20 protein-coding genes and 1 tRNA gene are annotated in these 16,579 nt (G+C 69.4%); 15 read left to right on the top strand and 6 right to left on the bottom strand.

Translation table 11 applies throughout. The features are described 5' to 3' along the window. Window positions 1–82: 82 nt before the first annotated feature. The 5 genes from cofD to ACYQZ5_RS03380 are packed head-to-tail and all read left to right on the top strand — an operon-like array spanning window position 83 to window position 4,214. Entirely contained in the window at window positions 83–1,174 is a 1,092-nt protein-coding gene (gene cofD, locus ACYQZ5_RS03400; protein ID WP_459845162.1) for a 2-phospho-L-lactate transferase, read from the top strand. Then, entirely contained in the window at window positions 1,174–1,935 is a 762-nt protein-coding gene (locus ACYQZ5_RS03395) for a tRNA-dihydrouridine synthase (protein WP_459845160.1), read from the top strand. Before cofD ends, ACYQZ5_RS03395 begins: the two co-directional genes overlap by 1 nt. Next, window positions 1,932–2,810: a triphosphoribosyl-dephospho-CoA synthase gene (locus ACYQZ5_RS03390; RefSeq protein WP_459845158.1), complete on the top strand. Its 879-nt coding sequence runs from the start codon at window positions 1,932–1,934 to the stop codon at window positions 2,808–2,810. The genes ACYQZ5_RS03395 and ACYQZ5_RS03390 overlap by 4 nt, the downstream gene beginning before the upstream one ends. Then, a complete protein-coding gene (locus ACYQZ5_RS03385; RefSeq protein WP_379818795.1) occupies window positions 2,807–3,442 on the top strand; it encodes a DUF447 domain-containing protein in 636 nt (211 codons plus the stop codon). Before ACYQZ5_RS03390 ends, ACYQZ5_RS03385 begins: the two co-directional genes overlap by 4 nt. A 25-nt stretch (window positions 3,443–3,467) precedes the next feature. After that, window positions 3,468–4,214 (top strand): proteasome assembly chaperone family protein, encoded by a 747-nt coding sequence (locus ACYQZ5_RS03380; protein ID WP_379731295.1) that lies wholly within the window; start codon window positions 3,468–3,470, stop codon window positions 4,212–4,214. 88 nt (window positions 4,215–4,302) lie between these two features. On the opposite strand, the gene ACYQZ5_RS03375 is transcribed toward ACYQZ5_RS03380, so the two are convergent. Next, window positions 4,303–4,884, bottom strand: a complete 582-nt coding sequence (locus ACYQZ5_RS03375) for an NUDIX hydrolase N-terminal domain-containing protein (protein WP_379731296.1) — start codon at window positions 4,882–4,884, stop codon at window positions 4,303–4,305. 175 nt (window positions 4,885–5,059) lie between these two features. On the opposite strand from ACYQZ5_RS03375, the gene ACYQZ5_RS03370 reads away from it, so the two are divergent. Then, the gene (locus ACYQZ5_RS03370; RefSeq protein ID WP_379731297.1) at window positions 5,060–6,430 is read left to right on the top strand and encodes an NAD(P)/FAD-dependent oxidoreductase; all 1,371 of its coding nucleotides are present in this window, start codon (window positions 5,060–5,062) and stop codon (window positions 6,428–6,430) included. Window positions 6,431–6,437: 7 nt separating this feature from the next. On the opposite strand, the gene ACYQZ5_RS03365 is transcribed toward ACYQZ5_RS03370, so the two are convergent. After that, window positions 6,438–6,641 carry a 30S ribosomal protein S17e gene (locus tag ACYQZ5_RS03365; protein WP_379731298.1) on the bottom strand — a complete coding sequence of 68 codons (204 nt, stop codon included), beginning with the start codon at window positions 6,639–6,641 and terminating at the stop codon, window positions 6,438–6,440. Window positions 6,642–6,752: 111 nt separating this feature from the next. On the opposite strand from ACYQZ5_RS03365, the gene thyX reads away from it, so the two are divergent. Genes thyX through ACYQZ5_RS03350 form a run of 3 tightly spaced genes read left to right on the top strand, consistent with a single transcriptional unit; the run spans window position 6,753 to window position 9,244 of the window. After that, window positions 6,753–7,496, top strand: coding sequence for an FAD-dependent thymidylate synthase (thyX, locus tag ACYQZ5_RS03360; protein ID WP_379731300.1), 744 nt, complete (start codon window positions 6,753–6,755; stop codon window positions 7,494–7,496). A 34-nt stretch (window positions 7,497–7,530) separates the two neighbouring features. Continuing rightward, a complete protein-coding gene (locus tag ACYQZ5_RS03355; RefSeq protein WP_379731301.1) occupies window positions 7,531–8,544 on the top strand; it encodes a lamin tail domain-containing protein in 1,014 nt (337 codons plus the stop codon). A gap of 43 nt (window positions 8,545–8,587) precedes the next feature. Further along, window positions 8,588–9,244, top strand: coding sequence for a molybdenum cofactor guanylyltransferase (locus tag ACYQZ5_RS03350; RefSeq protein ID WP_379731302.1), 657 nt, complete (start codon window positions 8,588–8,590; stop codon window positions 9,242–9,244). On the opposite strand, the gene yqeC is transcribed toward ACYQZ5_RS03350, so the two are convergent. Both yqeC and ACYQZ5_RS03340 read right to left on the bottom strand, forming a co-directional pair. Beyond that, window positions 9,245–9,976 (bottom strand): selenium cofactor biosynthesis protein YqeC, encoded by a 732-nt coding sequence (gene yqeC, locus ACYQZ5_RS03345; RefSeq protein WP_379731303.1) that lies wholly within the window; start codon window positions 9,974–9,976, stop codon window positions 9,245–9,247. It lies immediately after the preceding gene. A gap of 46 nt (window positions 9,977–10,022) precedes the next feature. After that, a complete protein-coding gene (locus ACYQZ5_RS03340; protein WP_459845152.1) occupies window positions 10,023–10,844 on the bottom strand; it encodes a polysaccharide deacetylase family protein in 822 nt (273 codons plus the stop codon). Between the two features lie 204 nt (window positions 10,845–11,048). Between ACYQZ5_RS03340 and ACYQZ5_RS03335 the strand changes: the two genes are divergently transcribed. The 6 genes from ACYQZ5_RS03335 to ACYQZ5_RS03310 all read left to right on the top strand — a co-directional run bounded on the left by ACYQZ5_RS03335 (window position 11,049) and on the right by ACYQZ5_RS03310 (window position 15,582). After that, on the top strand, window positions 11,049–11,807 hold the full coding sequence (locus ACYQZ5_RS03335; RefSeq protein ID WP_379732135.1) for an archaeal proteasome endopeptidase complex subunit alpha: 759 nt from the start codon (window positions 11,049–11,051) through the stop codon (window positions 11,805–11,807). A gap of 79 nt (window positions 11,808–11,886) precedes the next feature. Next, window positions 11,887–13,041: a metal-dependent hydrolase family protein gene (locus ACYQZ5_RS03330; protein WP_379732134.1), complete on the top strand. Its 1,155-nt coding sequence runs from the start codon at window positions 11,887–11,889 to the stop codon at window positions 13,039–13,041. A gap of 96 nt (window positions 13,042–13,137) precedes the next feature. Continuing rightward, window positions 13,138–13,212: transfer RNA gene (locus tag ACYQZ5_RS03325), tRNA-Glu, on the top strand. 141 nt (window positions 13,213–13,353) lie between these two features. After that, window positions 13,354–13,785, top strand: a complete 432-nt coding sequence (locus tag ACYQZ5_RS03320) for a hypothetical protein (RefSeq protein ID WP_459845150.1) — start codon at window positions 13,354–13,356, stop codon at window positions 13,783–13,785. 49 nt (window positions 13,786–13,834) lie between these two features. Further along, a complete protein-coding gene (locus tag ACYQZ5_RS03315) occupies window positions 13,835–15,295 on the top strand; it encodes a hypothetical protein (protein WP_379818791.1) in 1,461 nt (486 codons plus the stop codon). A 2-nt stretch (window positions 15,296–15,297) separates the two neighbouring features. After that, on the top strand, window positions 15,298–15,582 hold the full coding sequence (locus ACYQZ5_RS03310; protein ID WP_379732409.1) for a DUF7410 domain-containing protein: 285 nt from the start codon (window positions 15,298–15,300) through the stop codon (window positions 15,580–15,582). A 9-nt stretch (window positions 15,583–15,591) separates the two neighbouring features. Here ACYQZ5_RS03310 and ACYQZ5_RS03305 read toward each other — a convergent pair whose 3' ends face one another. Both ACYQZ5_RS03305 and ACYQZ5_RS03300 read right to left on the bottom strand, forming a co-directional pair. Beyond that, complete coding sequence (locus tag ACYQZ5_RS03305) at window positions 15,592–16,212, bottom strand: metallophosphoesterase family protein (protein WP_379732408.1); 621 nt, start codon at window positions 16,210–16,212, stop codon at window positions 15,592–15,594. A gap of 94 nt (window positions 16,213–16,306) precedes the next feature. Next, the gene (locus ACYQZ5_RS03300) at window positions 16,307–16,576 is read right to left on the bottom strand and encodes a cytochrome C oxidase subunit IV family protein (protein ID WP_379732407.1); all 270 of its coding nucleotides are present in this window, start codon (window positions 16,574–16,576) and stop codon (window positions 16,307–16,309) included. Window positions 16,577–16,579 lie beyond the last annotated feature (3 nt).

The following is a 16,579-nucleotide window of genomic DNA, read 5'->3' as shown; positions in this document are numbered from 1 at the left end:
ACCCCCGTGGGCGAGCCTCAAAGTCGCCCCGGTGCGCCGTCGGGAGAGGAAGCTTCAACCCCGCGCCCCCGAAACGCCGCGTATGGTCACGTTCCTCGCCGGGGGGACCGGCACCCCCAAGCTGCTCTCGGGCGACGAGCCCGTCTTCGCCCGCGATTCCGTCACCGTCGTCGGCAACACCGGCGACGACGTGGAACTCGGCGGGCTGCTGGTCTGCCCGGACCTCGACACGGTGCTGTTCGACGGCGGCGGCGTGCTCGACCGCGAGACGTGGTGGGGGATCGACGGCGACAGCCACGAGACGAACGCCGAACTGTTCCGGCTCGCCGACGCGGCCGGTCTCGAGGAGGGGCCGCGCTACCTCGACGACGACGCCCAGACCGCCGGCCGGGAGATCGCTCGCTGGCGGCGCTTCTCCGGGATCGCGGAGTTCATGACGATCGGCGACCGCGACCGCGCGGTCCACATCACCCGGACCTCGCTGCTCGACGAGGGGCACTCGCTGACCGAGGCCACCCGCACGCTCGCCGACGCGTTCGACCTCGAGATCGACCTCCTGCCGATGAGCGACGATCCCGTCGCGACGATCGTCCACACGCCCGACGGCGAGATGCACTTTCAGGAGTACTGGGTCGCGAACCGGGCCGGCCCGCGCGTCGAGGGCGTAGAGTTCCGCGGCGCGGAGACGGCCGAGCCGACGCCCGAAGTCGAGGCCGCGCTGGCCGATCCCGTCGTGATCGGTCCCTCCAACCCCGTCACGTCCGTCGGCCCGATCCGGTCACTCGCGGGCGTCGATGCCGCGCTCGGGGAAACGCCGGTCGTCGCCGTCTCGCCGTTCTGCGAGGACGAGGCGTTCTCCGGCCCCGTCGCGGACCTCATGGCCGGCACCGGCCGCGAGCCGTCGACGGCCGGCGTCGCCGAGACGTACGGCTTCGCGGACGCGTTCGTGTTCGACGAGGCGGACGGCACCGACCTCGATCGCCCGGTCGTCCGCACCGACACGGAGATCGACGGTCCCGCGGACGCCGAGCGCGTCGCCCGGGCCTGCGCGCTCGCCTTGGCGGCCGTGGGCGCGGACCCGGACGATCTCGGCCTCGCGGTCGACGATCCCGCCGAACTGGACGGCGACGACATCGACACGAGTGAACTGCCCGCACTCGGGGGGAAGCCGTGATGTTCGAACCGCGACTGGCGCTGGCGTCACTCTCCGGCGAGGCCGACGCCGAGTGGGCCCGAGACGGGGCTGCGTGGGCCGGCGCGGCGGTCCTCGGTGGGGTCTGCCTCGACGAGCCGACCCGGGAGGCCGCTCGGGCGATGGTCGCCGACCGCGACCGCTCGGAGTTCCTCCCCGACGATCCAATCGCGTTCGTCGACGACGAACTCGCGGCTCTTTCCGGCGTCGACGTACGGCCGGGGATCAACGTCCGGTCCACGACGGTCGAGCCGGTTCGGGAAGTCGCCGAGGTGGCATCCGACCACGACGCAGTCGTGGAGATCAACGCCCACTGCCGGCAGGACGAACTCTGTACGGCCGGCGCGGGCGAGACGCTGCTCCGGGAGCCAGACCGGCTCGAAGCGCTGGTCGCGGCGGCCGCCGCGTCGGGCGCCGACGTGAGTGTGAAAGTCCGGGCCGAACTCGACGGCGTGGACCTCGCGGCCGTGGCTCGGCGGATCGAGGCCGCGGGCGCGGACGCGATCCACGTCGACGCGATGGACAGCGAGGCGGTGGTCGCCGAGGTCGCCGACGCGACCGACCTGTTCCTGATCGCGAACAACGGCGTCCGGGGGCGGGAGAGCGTCCGGGAGTACTTCGATCACGGCGCCGACGCGGTCAGCGTCGGCCGGCCGAGCGACGACCCCGCGGTGCTCGATCGCGTGGCGGACGCGGTAGCCGCGTGGAGCGCCGACCGAGAGCCGCCGGGGGTGGAGCCGTGAGCGACAGCGCCCGAACCCCCGCAGAGAACGCCGAACTCGCACTGCTGCTGGAGGTGGCCGGCACCCCCAAGCCGGGGAACGTCGACCGCCGACGCGATCTCGGCGACCTGCGCTTCGAGCAGTTCCTCGCCGGCAGCGTCGGCAGCGCCGCGGGGCTGCGGCTGGCCGCCGAGGGCGCGCCGATCGGCGAGGCGTTCGACCACGCCGTCGCGGGGATGAGCCGGCAGTCCGGCGGCAACACCCAGTTCGGGTGTCTGCTGCTGTTGACGCCACTGGTGAGCGCCGCCGCGGACGGGGAACTGAGTCGCGAGGCGGTTCGCGATCGCTGCCGGGCGACGACCGTCGAGGACGCCGTGGACTTCTACCGCGCGTTCGAGCACGTCGACGTGGCCGTCGGCGACCCGCCCGAGGGCGCCGCCGAGTTGGACGCCCGGCGCGGGAGCGACGCCGCGCCCGCGCTCCGGGAGCGGGAAATAACGCTCTGGGACGTGATGGAACTCTCCGCCGACCCCGACGACGGCGTGCCCGACACGAACGCCGCGGAGTGGATCGAGGGGTTCCCGCGGACGTTCGACGCCGCCGAATCGATCCTTGCCGACGACGGTCCCGTCCTCAACCGGGCGGCGCGCTGTTTCCTCCGGCAGTTGGCGGCGGAGCCGGACACACTCGTCTGGACCAACCACGGCGAGGAGACTGCACAGGAGGTCCGCGAGCGCGCCGAGACGGCACTGGCCGAGGTTGAACGGGGGGAATCGCTCGATCCGGCCGAGGAGTTAGCCGAAGCGTTTGTCGAGGAGGGGATCAATCCCGGGACGACCGCGGACCGCGTCGCCGCGGCGCTGTTCGTCGCGCTCGAACGGGGGCTGACGGTATGAGCGACGGGGGCGAGCCAACGGGCGACGGGGACTGGACTCCCGAGAACGACGCGCCCGACGGCTGGCCGGTCCCGCTCCGGGGCGTGACCGAGTCCGTGATCGCGACGATGGGACCGAACGGCCTGTGGAACCTCGCGGCGCTCGGCCTCCACGCCGGCGATCCGGTGACCGCACGGACGTACGGGAACACGCGAACGCGCCGGAACTTCGAGCGCCGCGGCGGCGGGGTGGTGCAGTTCGTGGCCGACCCGCGGCCGTTCGTCGACGCCGCGCTCTCGATCCGCGAGGCGTCGGAGCCGGTGCTGCCCAGCGCGGACGCGTGGGTCGAGGTGGACGCGACGCTCGTCGACAGTTGGACGGAAGCGGGGACGACGATCCGCGAATGGGAACTCACGCCCGGCGAGAGCGAGGTCGTCCGCGAAGACCCGACGACGATCAACCGCGGCTTCGGCGCGGTGGTCGAGGCGACGGTCGCGGCCTCGCGGCTGGGCGTCGCGGGGTTCGACGACGCCGACCTCCGGGAACGCCTCGACTTCCTCGCGGGCGTGGTCGAGCGTGCCGGCGGCGCCCGCGAGCGCGAGGCGATGACCCGGATCGAGGAGTACGCCGACTGGGACCGACCGGGGAACTAAGGCCGCTCCCGGCGACCCGGTACGCATGAACGACAGCGCCCGACCGACGAGCCAGTTCGCCGTCGAAGGGACCGAGGAACCCAAGGAGACGCTGCTCTGTGGGTTCGCGAGCTACGGGCTCGCCGGATTGACCGCCGTCGACTTCCTGATCGACCAACTCGAACTCACGGAGACGGGCCACGTCTCGGCCGAGGGGATGCCGAGCATCACCCCCTTCGAGAACGGGCAGCCCACCCACCACACGCGGCTGTTCTCCCGGCCGGACCTGGAGCTGACGCTGCTGAAGAACGAGCTGTTCGTCCCGCCGGAGCTGAGCGGGCCGTTCGGCGAGGAGATCCTCTCCTGGACCGAGCGCCACGGCGTCGAGGAGGTTGTCGTCGTCGACGCGGTGCCGATGCAGCACGGCCCCGACGACCACCGGACGTACTACGTCGCGACCGACGACTACCGCGAGCGACGGCTCGCCGACGCGGAGATCGAGCCGATGTCGCGGGGCTACCTCGACGGCGTGACGGGCGCGCTGGTCGAGCAGGGGATCGACTCGCCGCTCGCAGTCGGGGTGTTCCGCACGCCCGTCCACGACCAGACGCCCGACATGGAGGCCGCGATCAGGCTGATCGAGACGGTCGACGAGCTGTACGACCTCGACGTGAACACCGAGCCGCTGCAGGCCTTTGCCGACGAGATCCGGCGCTACTACGAGGAACTCGCCGAACGCTACGAGGCCGCCGCCGAGAAGGAGGAGGCGTTCGCCGACCGGATGTTCATGTGATTGGCAGAGTTATTGTCCGGGAGGTCCCTGTTGAATCCGATTAGTTCGAAATCATTTGTGGAAAACAGCCAGTAAGTTGGGTTGCGTATCAATCGTCGTCCCGTTGCTTGCGGGCTTCGAGAGCGATCTCCTCGTGTTTTGGGAACCAGTCAGGGACCTCTTCAACCTCCCAATACTGAAGGGCTTCACCCTCGTGCGAGAGTTGAAGCGTCCCGTCAGTGACGGTGCAGAGATACGGGAGTAGAATCGTCGTATACGGATGCACCGAGTTCGGTTCGAGTCGGTACGCTCCCAACAATGTTTCAGGCCGAATACTGAGGCCTGTCTCCTCGTGAGCTTCACGGACGACGGCCTCTTCAGGGGACTCGTGTATTTCCATTGCTCCACCCGGTAAGCACCAAAGTCCGCTTTCCGGGCGTTTCATGAGTAATATCTGCCCCTCTTCGTCGAATAGAATGGCGTCGACGCCGACTTTTGGAGTGACTTGCCCCATCTCTGCCGCCATATCTTCCCGGATTTCTTCCGAAGGGACGCCTACAGTTTTACCGTAGTACTGGCTGACGAGTTCGAGAATCCGTTCGTAGCGCTCCTCATCGTATGGATTATCCGCGAAGTTCAACCCTGTCCTGCCGATAGCTCGCAATTCATCTAGGAGACTAAGCAACTGCATTCGTCGTCGTTCAGTACGTACATCCGATAAGTGTACTCCCTGTACATAACGAGTAGATTGACGGATCTATTGGCTACTGGGGGTTTCAACAGATTCCCGACGAGAACGAACTACCGGACGACGCCGACGGGGAAAGTCAGTACCTTTAACGCGGCGAGTACGCACCTATCCAGTCATGGAACGCGTAGACGTCGCCATCGTCGGCGGGGGGCCGGCCGGCACCGCGGCCGCCCACGCCGCGGCCGAACACGGCGCCGACGCGGTGGTGCTGGAGAAGGGAGTCCCGCGTGAGGACCGCTCGGGGCTGGGTCCCGACTCCACCGACGCCGCCGGCATCCTCGACTACTGGGTCGACATCATGGGCATCCACCCCGACGAGATGCCCGACGGGGTAGTGCAGAACGTGCTCGACCGCGCGGAGTTCCGCGGGCCGAACACCGCCTGTAACCTCCGCTCGACCGGGATCGAGTCGTCGTACGACGAGTTCGGCTACACCTTCCACCGGGCGCGCTTCGACGACTTCCTGCGTTCGCGCGCGGAGGAGGCGGGCGCCCACTACCGCACCGACGCGTCGGTGAAGGGCGTCCTGACGGAGGCACACGACCACCCGCGGCACACGATCGCGCTCGCGAACGGCGAGGAGGTCGGCGCCGACTACCTCCTGCTGTGTGACGGTCCCCAGCGCACCGTCACGATGGGCGTGCTCGACGACTACCTCCCGGAGCGGCGCGGCTCGGAGGTGCTCTCGCCGCCGACGGCCAACCACATCGCCTACCAGGAGTACCGGAAGTTCCCCGAGGAGATCTACGAGGAGGTGAAAGACGCCATCGTGTTCTGGTGGGGGCTGATGCCCGGCCACACCGCCTACCCGTGGATCTTCCCGAACCAGGACCGGGTCTGCCGGGTCGGGCTGACGATGCCGATCGGGATGGACATCGACGAGGTCGAGGAGCGCGAGAAGTACGACCTGCTGCGCCCCGAGGACGACAGCATCCCGCAGGGCGCCACCTACATCGAGCGCCTGCTCGAACGCGAGTACGGCGACGAGTACGACCTCGAGGACTTCCCGAGAGTCGAGGACGCGGGCAAGAGCCGCGGCACCGAGACGTACCCGATCTCCTCGACGCGGCCGATCGAGTCGCCCGTCGACGCCGGGATCGCGGTCTGTGGCGGCGCGATGGGGACCACGTCGGCGTTCCACGAGGGCGGCGACCACCTCGCGGTCCGGACGGGCGCGATCGCCGGCCGGCTCGCCGCACAGGATCGGCTGGGCCACTACAACCACGAGTGGCGCGACGCCATCGGCGACGAGGTGCTGCGGAACGTCTCGCTCGCGGAGCTGGTCCGCGGGTGGGGGCCGGATCAGTGGGACAAGGTGTTCCGCGTGGGCGAGGAGATGCTGGCCGAGGAGGGCGCAAACGAGATGCTCTCTTGGAGTCCCAAGGCGGGGCTACGCGGGGCGAAGCTGCTCGCGGAGTACAAGCTCGTCAAGTTCCGGAACCGGAACCGATACGTCCAGCTGACCGCCGACGAGTACAGCTACTAGCGGAGAACTACGCTTCGGCTTCCTGCGCGGCGGCGCCGGCTTCCTTCCGCGTGATGTAGCCCGCGATGCGGTTGCGGACCTCCTTGGACTCGACGTTCGTGAGCGCGGAGACGCTCTCCTTGTTCGTTTCGAAGTTCTGGTTGAACGACTCGGGGTACTTCTCGAGCAGGATCGTCCCCAGCTGTTTGACGTACTTCGGCTTGATTGCCATACGGTTGGATTCCCCGGAGAGCCACTAAAGCGATTCGTTCCGAGCCAAGGGGCTGGGTCCCGAACCCACTCGGATAGAGTTATGCCGCGCCGGTCCCGCGGACGTAGTAACATGGAGGTCGAACTGCTGGAGGCCACGGAGGACCCGGAGGAGGTAATCTGTCGGGCCGCACGCAACGACTACGCGTCGGCGTTCGTCGGCGACCAGACGTTCGAGGAGACGATGGAGACCGTCGACGGCGACGACCTCGAGGCGAAGAAGGAGACGCTGATCGGCCACCTACTGAGCCACGGCCACTTCGGGCCGTTCGAGCACCCGCAGGCCACGTTCGCGATCGAGGGGATGTCCCGATCGTGCATGGCCCAACTCACCCGCCACCGCCACGTCTCCTTCGACGTCCAGAGCATGCGCTACGTCGCGTTCGACGACGTGGACCCCGAGGACGTGGGCGACGGTGAGATGGTCGTCACACCGCCCTCCGCGACCGATCCCGACTGGATCGGCCGCAATCAGCAGAGCGGTACCGTCGACGAGGTAACCGTCGAGGAACGCGAGCAGGTGTTCCGCGACTCGGTTCAGCGGTCCGTCGAGGAGTACCAGCGCCTGCTGGAGCTGGGGATGCCGCCCGAGGACGCCCGGTTCGTGCTGCCGATCGGCACCGAGGTCAACGTCGTGATGAGCATGAACGCCCGGACGCTGATGCACGTCGCCGACATGCGCGCCGCCGCGGACGCCCAGTGGGAGATCCGCGGGCTGACCGAGCAGGTGCTCGACTACGCCGCGGAGTGGTGTCCGGTGACGTTCGACTACTACGAGGAGAACATGAAGAACCGGAAGAACCGCCTCGCACCGTAGCCAACGCCTTTTCCCGCTACTCGCCGTAGCGCCGGTGATGTACTCCGGCGCCCGGACAGTCGCGCTCTGTCTGCTCCTCGTTCTCGCCGGCTGTGGCGGCGCCCCCGTCGGGACCGACAGCGAGGGACGGATGGCGACCGAGACGGCCACGCCGGCCACGCCGTCGACCGCGATCGACGCGCCGCCATCGGCGACGCCCAAGCCCGACGGCGTAGAGGTCGAGGTGATCGACGTCGTCGACGGCGACACGATCGACGTGCGCTACCTCAACGGCAGCGAGGACACGGTTCGCTTGCTCGGCGTCGACACGCCGGAGGTCCACGCCGAGACCGACCCCGCGGAGTTCCCCGGCGTCCCCGAGACCGAGGCGGGCCGGAACTGCCTCCGCGAGTGGGGCGAGCGCGCCAGCCAGCACGCGAAAGACGAGCTGATCGGCGAGACGGTGACGCTCTCCTTCGACGAGAACGAGCCCCGGCGGGGGTACTACGGCCGGCTGCTCGCGTACGTCCACGTCGACGGCGACTCGTTCAACTACGGCCTGCTCACGCGGGGGCTGGCCCGCCGGTACGACAGTTCGAACTTCCAGTACCGCGAGCGCTACGGCACCGCCGAGGGGATCGCACGCGGGACCGACGCCGGGATCTGGGGGGCCTGCGCCACCGACGACCCGCAGACGGCGACAGAGACGCCCATCCCGATCGCCGACGGCGGCCCGCCGCTGTGGATCAGCGAGATCAACGCCGACGCCGCGGGCGACGACCGGGAGAACCTCAACGGCGAGTACGTCACGTTCGGCAACGCCGGCAACGAGACGCTCGACCTCGCGGGGTGGACGGTTCGGGACGAAGCGGGGCACGTCTACACCTTCCCGGAAGGCGCCGAAATCCCGCCGAACGGGACGATCACGCTCCACACCGGCAGCGGCGAGGACGGCGACGGTGCCTACTACTGGGGGCAGGGCAGCCCGGTCTGGAACAACGGCGGCGACACCGTGATCGTCCGGAACGAGAGCGGCGAGACGGTAATCGAACGCGAGTACGACGGCTGACCGGACCGCAAGCCACATTCCGCGACGGCGCCCAGCCACGGGTATGCACTCGGCCGTGATCATCGCCGGCGGGCGATCGACTCGCTTCGGCGACGAGGACAAGGCGACCGCGCCGCTGGCCGGCACACCGATGATCCGCCGCGTCGCGGATCGACTCGAACCCGTCGTCGACGAGGTGGTCGTGAACTGCCGGGACGACCAGCGCGCGGCGATCGAAGACGCGCTCTCGGGCTACGAACAGCCCACCAACTTCGCGCTCGATCCCGAGACGGATCAGGGGCCGATGGCGGGGATCCGCAACGGCTGCCGGGCCGCGACGGGCGAGTACACCGCCGTCGTCGCCTGCGACATGCCCTTCGTCGACCCCGACGCGATCAGCTACCTGTTCGACCGCGCGAGCGGCGAGATCGAACCGCCAGCAGACGCCGACGACGAAGGAACGCCGCCGTTCGACGGCGCGGTGCCGCGGCTCGGCGACGGCTGGTACCAGACGACGCAGGCGGTGTACCGGCCCGACGCGATGGCCGACGCCTGCGACGCCGCGCTGGAGCGGGGCGACCGGAAGATCCTCGCGCCGCTGGAGGACCTGACCTACGCGGTCGTGAGCGAGGCCGAACTGGAGGCCGTGACCGATCTCACGACGTTCGAGAACATCAACACGAAGGCGGAGTTCGACGAGGCCGCCGCGCGACTGGAGTAGCTACTCGACGATTTCGCGAACCTCGGCGTCGACCATCCGCGCGAGCACGACCCGCGGGACGATCGATCGGTCGGCGTGTTCGAGCACCGCGTCGGCGATCTCGCGGGCCGCTTCGAGGTCTCCCTCGTCGTCGACTTTGTTCACCAGCGGGATCGCCGTCGCGCCGGGCGGAACGCCCCGGAGGCCGCCGTCGGGGCTCGCGAGCACTCGCCCCACGACCTCGGGGGTGATCTCGTCGCCGACTTCGATTCCTGCAACGGCGGCGACGCGTTCCGGGCGGTGGACCAGCTCCTCGGAGAGCGGTTCGCCGACGACGTGGGCGCTGGCGACCGGGATCACGGTGTCGGCCTGCTCCGGGATTCGTGGCTCGTTCGCGCCGGGCGCCTTGAAGTCGCGCATCCGGGCGCCGTCGGCCTTGACGAGGACCGGCCCGTCGTGGGCCGCCCCGATCTCGTCGACCGTGTCGGGCTCGTAGCCGCGGTAGCGGTCCTCGAACTCCCGTTCGGGGACGAGACCGAGCGGCCAGTCGTCGGCGGTGACAAGCGTCGCGAGCGGGTCCTCGGTCACTTCGACGCGGGCGACGTGGGGGTCGAAGATGGGGATGCGGACGGTGGCGGTAACGACCGCGCGGTCGCTCTCGGCCGCCAGCGCGTACATGGTGGTCTTCTTGCCGCCGGCGCCGACGACGCAGACCAGCCCCTCGGCGTCGAGGGCGGCAGTGAGTTCGGACATGGAACGAGGTGGGGCCGCGAGGGGCCAAACAGTTTCGGGACGGGGATCAGACGACTTCGCCGACCGTCGCGAACTCGACGCCGGGCTTGGCAGCCATATGTTCGATCAGCTCCCGGAGCATCGACGGCCGGGGGCTGCGGCCGCTGACCTGCGGGTGGAGCGTGAGGACGTACACTCCGCCCTCGCCGGATCGCGTCCCCTCGTACTGCTCGTACATCCAGTCGAACTGCCGGCGCCAGTGGTCGAACACCGCGGCCTCGTCGGCGAACGCGCGGTTGCCCGAGAACGCCAGCGCGGGGTAGTCGTCGCGCTGCCACGACACGGGGACCTCAGTGATCCCCACCGGCTCGCCGACCTCGTACGGCTCGTCGACGGGCGCGTGCTCGTCGGTCAGTTCGTACGGTTCGAACTCCCGGGCCATCCCGCTGGAGGAGTACTCGAAGCCGAACTCCCGGAGGATCGACACCGTGTATGGCGAGAAGTCCCACGAGGGCGAGCGGTAGCCCGCGGGCGGGGAGCCAGTGAGGGACTCGATGCTCTCGATCCCGCGGGCCACGTCGGCGCGTTCGGCCTCGCGGCTCTCGTACTCGCCGGGCGGCGTGTGACTCCAGCCGTGGTGGCCGATCTCGTGGCCGGCGTCGACGACGCGCTCGCAGGGCTCGGGGAAGGAGTCGATCGTGTGCCCCGGGACGAACCACGTCGCCGGCACGTCGAGGCGGTCGAACAGGTCGAGCAGCCGCGGCGCGCCCACCTCGGCGCCGAAGCGGCCGCGGGAGCGCTGGACGGGCGAGTCGCCGAACTCGCCGGCGTGGAGCCACGGCGAGACGGCGTCGAAGTCGACGGTGAGACAGACGGTGGCGCGGGCCATACGGACGCCGGGGGACCAGAACGGCATAAATCCTCGAACCGACCGGGGCGGCCTCGGCTGCCCGCACCGCCTCATGCGGCGACCCCAGATCGCCAGCAGCGATAGGGGTTGTAAAATCCCGCTTAGGCAGGGTTTTTCAGTCGGGGGGGCGTACCAATAGTCGATGACCGACAGCGAAGCCGTCTCTGCGGCGGAGGGTTCCCGATGAGAGGAAACGACCAGCAGGCCTACGACCGCGGGACGTCGCTGTTCTCCCCGGACGGCCGCATCTACCAGGTGGAGTACGCCCGCGAGGCCGTCTCGCGCGGCGCACCCAGCGTGGGCGTTCGGACGGAGGAGGGCGTCGTTCTCGCCGCACAGGCCCAAGCGAGCTCGGAGCTGATGGAGTCCGAGAGCATCGAGAAGATCCACAAGCTCGACGACCACATCGGCGGCGCCTCCGCCGGCCACGTGGCCGACGCGCGCCAGCTGATCGACTTCGCCCGCCAGATGGCCCAGAGCAACCATCTGCGCTACGGCGAGGCGATCGGCGTCGAGACGCTCACCAAGTACATCACCGACCACATCCAGGAGAACACCCAGATGGGTGGGACCCGGCCGTACGGCGCCGCGCTCCTGATCGGCGGGATCGAGGGCGGCGTCGAGGGCGAGAAGGGCACCCCGCGCCTGTTCAGCGCCGACCCCTCGGGGACGCCCCACGAGTGGAAGGCCACCATCATCGGCGGCGGCCGCGAGGAGATCCAGGGCGTGCTCGAGGACGGCTGGTCCGACGACCTCAGCCTCGACGAGGGGCTTAACCTCGTGCTCCGCAGCCTGCGCGAGCACGAGGAGGAGATCGAAGCCGATTCGCTCTCGGTCGTCTCGATCACGATCGACGACGGCTACGAGACGTACGAGACCGAGGAGATCGCCGAACTGCTCGGCGCGCTCGAGGACGAGTCCGACGACGACTCCGAGGAGTAACGCACCCCCGATCTCCCGCCGCGGACCGCTTCTCGCCGCCACCCGACGCTTTAGGTAGTGGGCGCCACCACCGACAGCCATGCAGCTACTCGAAGGCGGCACGGTAGTCGACGCCGAGGGCGCGCGGGCGGCCGACGTACTGATCGACGACGGCAGCGTCGCCGTCGTCGGCGACGCGAGCGACGAACAGCCCGACGAGCGCGTCGACGTGTCGGGACAGTTCGTCGTGCCGGGGATGATCGACAGCCACGTCCACCTGATGATGGACGCCCGCCCCGACGCCGAGAGCGTACAGGGCGACAGCGAGGCGACACTTGCCTACCGCGCCGCCGAGACCCTCCGGAATCAAGCCGAGGCCGGCGTCGTCGCGACCCGGGATCTCGGTGCGCCGGCGACGGTCGCCATCGACGCCCGCGAGGCGGTCGCGAACGACACCCTCCTCGGCCCACGCGTGCAGGCCGCGGGACAGAACGTCGTCATGACCGGCGGCCACGGCCACTGGTTCGGTCGCGAGGCCGACGGTCCCGACGAAGTCCGGAAGGCGGTCCGCGAACAGCTCAAGGCCGGCGCCGACGTGATCAAGTGCATGGCCACCGGCGGCGTGCTGACGACGGGCGCTCAGACCGGCGCGCCCGAGCTCACGCCCGAGGAGCTGAAGGCGCTCGTCGACACCGCCCACACCGCCGGCCGACCCACGGCGGCCCACTGTCACGGCACGCAGGGGATCAAAAACGCCGTGCGCGCAGGGATCGACAGCGTCGAGCACGGGACGTTCATGGACGAGGAAGCCGCCGAGCTGATGGCCGACCGCGACACCTACTGGGTGCCGACGCTGTCGGCGCTGAAGGGAATCGTCGAGAACAGCGACGCCGGCATCCCGAAGCAAGCCGTCGAGAAGGGACAGGACGCCGCCGAGCGGATGGCCGCCGCGTGGGAGTACGCGCTCGACGCCGGCGTGCCGATCGCGATGGGGACCGACGCGGGCACGCCGTTCAACGAGCACGCCGACGTCGCCCACGAGCTCGCGTACATGGTCGAGTACGGCCTCGACGAGCGCGGCGCGCTGGAGGCCGCGACGATCAACGCCGCCGACCTGCTCGGCCTCGACGACACGGGACTGGTCGAGAAGGGGTACCGCGCGGACCTGCTGGTGCTGCCCGAGAACCCGCTCGAGGACGTGCAGGCGTGGCAGTCGCCCGAGCGGGTGTACCTCGGCGGCGAGCGGCTCCAGTAGGGCGTCGACGCCCCCTCGTGACCTGCGAATCCGCCACACGGCGGCGAGGAAACGCAACGGTTTTACGTTCTACCCGAATACAGTTGGATGCGAAGCGCTCTGGTGGTGTAGTCCGGCCAATCATATCACCCTCTCACGGTGATGACCTGGGTTCGAATCCCAGCCGGAGCATTTCTCTCGACGCTAACCGTCTAACAGCGGTACTCTCTGTCGACGAACCTCCGTACTCGCAGGGGTACGGACGACCGTCCCGACGGAGGAAACGAATCTTTATACCCTCGCCGTGGCCATTCTTCGCTAACGGAGCGTACCATGGCATCGACGATCTACCTCGTGAGTGCGGCGCTGATGGCAGTCCTCCTCGTCGCCGTCGTGGCGGCGACGGTAGGTCGGGGCTGGAAAAAGTACACGCCGGGGCTGCAGCACGATCAGTCGGTCTGGAGCTCCCTCGCCGGCAGCGAGTCGGCGTGGACGCTGGCGTTCATCGTCGCGGCGCTCGCGGTCGGCGGCGGCGCGACGCTGTTCGTGAGCGGGGACTCCTTCTCCGGATCGATCGTCGCCGTCGGCGGCGCGGCGGTCGGCGTCGCGCTGGCCGCGGCGTTCGTCTTCTACCTCTTCTTCGGCACCTACGCGGCCGCGAAGTCGCGTGGGTACCGACGCGCGGCGGCCGTGATGGCCGGCTCGTGGGTGCTGGGCCTGCTGGTCGTGCTCGTGATCACGGTGAACCTGCTGACCGGCGCCTGAGCCGGTTGCGAAACGTTCCTGTAGCTCCCGACCCGAGTTCCGGAGAGACGTGAGTACACACCGCCAGCGCTCGGTGTCGGCCCGTCACCGGGACGACGCCCGCCGACTCGCAGCGTCCGTCCGATCGGCCGTGGCCGGCACGGGAACGCGCTGGCTCGCGGTGCTGCTGTCGGTGACGCTGTTCGCGGCGCCGGCCCGCGCCCACGGCGGCCCGGGGATCACTTCGGGCAACGTCGACACGCCGACGTGGCTGTTCCTGATGACCGGCGGCGGCGTCGTCGCCGTCTCCTTCCTGCTCACCAGCTTCGTCACCGACCGCGACCTGCTCGAGTCCTACCACGACCGCCGCGTGTCGATCCCCGGCGGCGCAGCGATCCGCCGGTGGGGTGGGCCTGTCGGCGGCGTGGTCGGCCTGCTCGGTCTCGCCGGCGTCGTCGCGACGGGCGTGTTCGGCCCGCCCGAGGCTGCGCGGAACTTCGCGGTGCTGCTGGTCTGGGTCGTCTGGTGGGCGGGGTTCACCGCCAGCACCTACCTCGTCGGGAACAGCTGGCCGGCGCTCGACCCGTTCGGCCGCCTCGCGGCGCCGCTTTCCGGCGACGGCGCGGTCTCGCTACCCGACTGGGTCGGGCGCTGGCCCGCGGTCGCCGGGCTGCTGCTGCTCGTCTGGCTGGAGGTCGTCACCGCGGTGGCGTCGAACCCGACACAGCTGACCGTCGTCGTCGGGGCGTACATCGTCGCGACCGTAGCCGGGAGTGCGCTGCTCGGCCACGAGACGTGGCGAAAACAGATAGACCCGATATCGGGCGTGTTCGAGCTGTACGGCCGCGTCGCGCCGATCCAGCGCACCGACGACGGTCTCGAACTGGCCGCGCCCGGCGCGGCGCTGGCCGAGACGGACGCCGACGCGACGACGGTCGCCAGCGAGATCGGCTTCGTGATCGCGCTGCTGTGGGTGACGACGTTCGACGGGTTCGTCGCGACCCCGGGCTGGCAGTCGATCGCGGCGCCGGTCGTCCGGGCGGGCGTGCCCGCGGAGCTGGCGTACTTCGGGGCGATGCTCGGCGGCTACGCGCTGTTCTTCGGCGTCTACTGGGGCGCTTCCAAGCGCGTGCGGATCAGCGGGAAGACGTACCGCTCGGCGCCGCGGATCGCCGCCGCGTTCGCGCCCGCGCTGGTGCCCATCGCCGCGGGCTATCACTTCGGCCACTACTTCCCGTACTTCCTGACCCAGCTCCCGGCGTCGATCGTCGTCACTCTGAGCCCGCTGTCGCCGCCGTTCGCGCCGCCGGTGCTCGGGCTGCCGGGGTGGATCAGCTGGGTCGGCCCGGTCGCGGTGCTGTCGGGCCACCTGCTCGCGGTGTGGGCCGCCCACGCCCGGGCGTTCGACCTGTTCACCGGCCGGCTCCAGCCGATCCGGAGCCAGTACCCCTACGTGGTCGTGATGGTGCTGTACACGATCACGGGGCTGTGGCTGCTCGCCCAGCCGACCATCGACGCACCCTTCATCTGACCATGAGCGACCAATCCACCACAGATCGAGCCGAGGCAGCGTTCGCGGTCGACGACGACGCCGAGCGCTGTCCGTACTGCGGCCGCCCGTTCGCCACCGAGCACCTCCACGCGCTCCACCTCGGCGAGGAGCACGCCGACGCGCTGACCGAGGACGAGGCCGAGCGCTACGCCGCGGCCGACGATCTGGAGAGCGACGAGCTGTTCAAGTTCCACATCAAGGTGCTCGCGGTGCTGACGCTGATCTCCTTCGTGTTCCTCTACAGCTACACGTTCGTCTGGACCTGAAACGGGGCGTCAGGCCTCGTGGAGCGTCACGTCGACCTCGCCGTCCTCGGCCGTGACGGTCATCATCGTCGCCCGCTCGGCGGGGTCGGCGCCGGTCACCGATCCCGGATTGAGCACGCGTACACCCTCGTGGACGGTGTCCTCGACGACGTGGGTGTGGCCGCCGATACCGACGACCGTCTCGCCCGGCTCGGTCCGGCCGCGCGCTCGGGCCGTGTCCGCGACGGCGTCGGCCCACTGCTCGCCGCCGAGGACGAGTCCGGCGTCGCTCTCCAGCCGTGCCTCGAACGACGTGATCTCGCCTTCCTCGCCTACCTCCATCTCCGTATCCACGCTCGCCGCGTCGACGGCCGCAGCGACGGGGTTGATCGTGCCGTGGGTGACGACGAACGTGACGCCCTCGAACGTGACTGCCGCCACCGCGGGGAGGCCGAGGTCCTCGGGGTCGACGTTGCCGTGAACGGCCGTGAGTTCGGCGGCGAGGTCGCGCACGTCGTCGAGCACGTCGGCCGTCTCGAAGTCACCGGCGTGGATCGTGTGGTCCGCGGCCGCGACGCGTTCGCGGAACTGCGAGGGGAGGGCCGCTTCGCGTTCGGGGACGTGACTGTCGGAGATGACTGCGAACTCCATGTCCCCTTGTTGTCAGGACCCGGAATAACGGTTCCGGCGGGTAGAGGAGCGTTACCACACTGTACTTCGAAAAAGTCGCGACCGCGACGGCGCCTTACTGGATCGAGTACGACGCCGCGACCGTGAGCGCCAGGAAGCCGACGAAGCCCAGCAGCATCACGTACGTCACCGAGCGGGGCTCCCAGACGAGATGCTGGAAGTAGCCCGCGACCATCACCGCCTTGATCAGCGAGAGGGCGGTGATCAGGCCGAGCGCGAGCAGGTAGCTGTTCTCGAGCAGGCCGATCTGCTCGACGCCGACCTGCATCGTCGCGATGACGAACAGTGCCACGTAGATGCCGGTGTAGAGTTTTGTTCGTGCCATTGG

The organism is Halolamina salina, from assembly GCF_054653455.1.
Note: the sequence above shows the minus strand (reverse complement) of the source record. Positions and strands in the feature narration are given on the sequence as shown.

What these genes read in the sequence shown, in the direction of transcription:
- cofD (WP_459845162.1), top strand. Translation starts at nt 83, where the DNA reads ATGGTCACGTTCCTCGCCGGGGGGACCGGCACCCCCAAGCTGCTCTCG.
- ACYQZ5_RS03395 (WP_459845160.1), top strand. Translation starts at nt 1,174, where the DNA reads ATGTTCGAACCGCGACTGGCGCTGGCGTCACTCTCCGGCGAGGCCGAC.
- ACYQZ5_RS03385 (WP_379818795.1), top strand. Translation starts at nt 2,807, where the DNA reads ATGAGCGACGGGGGCGAGCCAACGGGCGACGGGGACTGGACTCCCGAG.
- ACYQZ5_RS03380 (WP_379731295.1), top strand. Translation starts at nt 3,468, where the DNA reads ATGAACGACAGCGCCCGACCGACGAGCCAGTTCGCCGTCGAAGGGACC.
- ACYQZ5_RS03375 (WP_379731296.1), bottom strand. Translation starts at nt 4,884, where the DNA reads ATGCAGTTGCTTAGTCTCCTAGATGAATTGCGAGCTATCGGCAGGACA.
- ACYQZ5_RS03370 (WP_379731297.1), top strand. Translation starts at nt 5,060, where the DNA reads ATGGAACGCGTAGACGTCGCCATCGTCGGCGGGGGGCCGGCCGGCACC.
- ACYQZ5_RS03365 (WP_379731298.1), bottom strand. Translation starts at nt 6,641, where the DNA reads ATGGCAATCAAGCCGAAGTACGTCAAACAGCTGGGGACGATCCTGCTC.
- thyX (WP_379731300.1), top strand. Translation starts at nt 6,753, where the DNA reads ATGGAGGTCGAACTGCTGGAGGCCACGGAGGACCCGGAGGAGGTAATC.
- ACYQZ5_RS03350 (WP_379731302.1), top strand. Translation starts at nt 8,588, where the DNA reads ATGCACTCGGCCGTGATCATCGCCGGCGGGCGATCGACTCGCTTCGGC.
- yqeC (WP_379731303.1), bottom strand. Translation starts at nt 9,976, where the DNA reads ATGTCCGAACTCACTGCCGCCCTCGACGCCGAGGGGCTGGTCTGCGTC.
- ACYQZ5_RS03340 (WP_459845152.1), bottom strand. Translation starts at nt 10,844, where the DNA reads ATGGCCCGCGCCACCGTCTGTCTCACCGTCGACTTCGACGCCGTCTCG.
- ACYQZ5_RS03335 (WP_379732135.1), top strand. Translation starts at nt 11,049, where the DNA reads ATGAGAGGAAACGACCAGCAGGCCTACGACCGCGGGACGTCGCTGTTC.
- ACYQZ5_RS03330 (WP_379732134.1), top strand. Translation starts at nt 11,887, where the DNA reads ATGCAGCTACTCGAAGGCGGCACGGTAGTCGACGCCGAGGGCGCGCGG.
- ACYQZ5_RS03320 (WP_459845150.1), top strand. Translation starts at nt 13,354, where the DNA reads ATGGCATCGACGATCTACCTCGTGAGTGCGGCGCTGATGGCAGTCCTC.
- ACYQZ5_RS03310 (WP_379732409.1), top strand. Translation starts at nt 15,298, where the DNA reads ATGAGCGACCAATCCACCACAGATCGAGCCGAGGCAGCGTTCGCGGTC.
- ACYQZ5_RS03305 (WP_379732408.1), bottom strand. Translation starts at nt 16,212, where the DNA reads ATGGAGTTCGCAGTCATCTCCGACAGTCACGTCCCCGAACGCGAAGCG.
- ACYQZ5_RS03300 (WP_379732407.1), bottom strand. Translation starts at nt 16,576, where the DNA reads ATGGCACGAACAAAACTCTACACCGGCATCTACGTGGCACTGTTCGTC.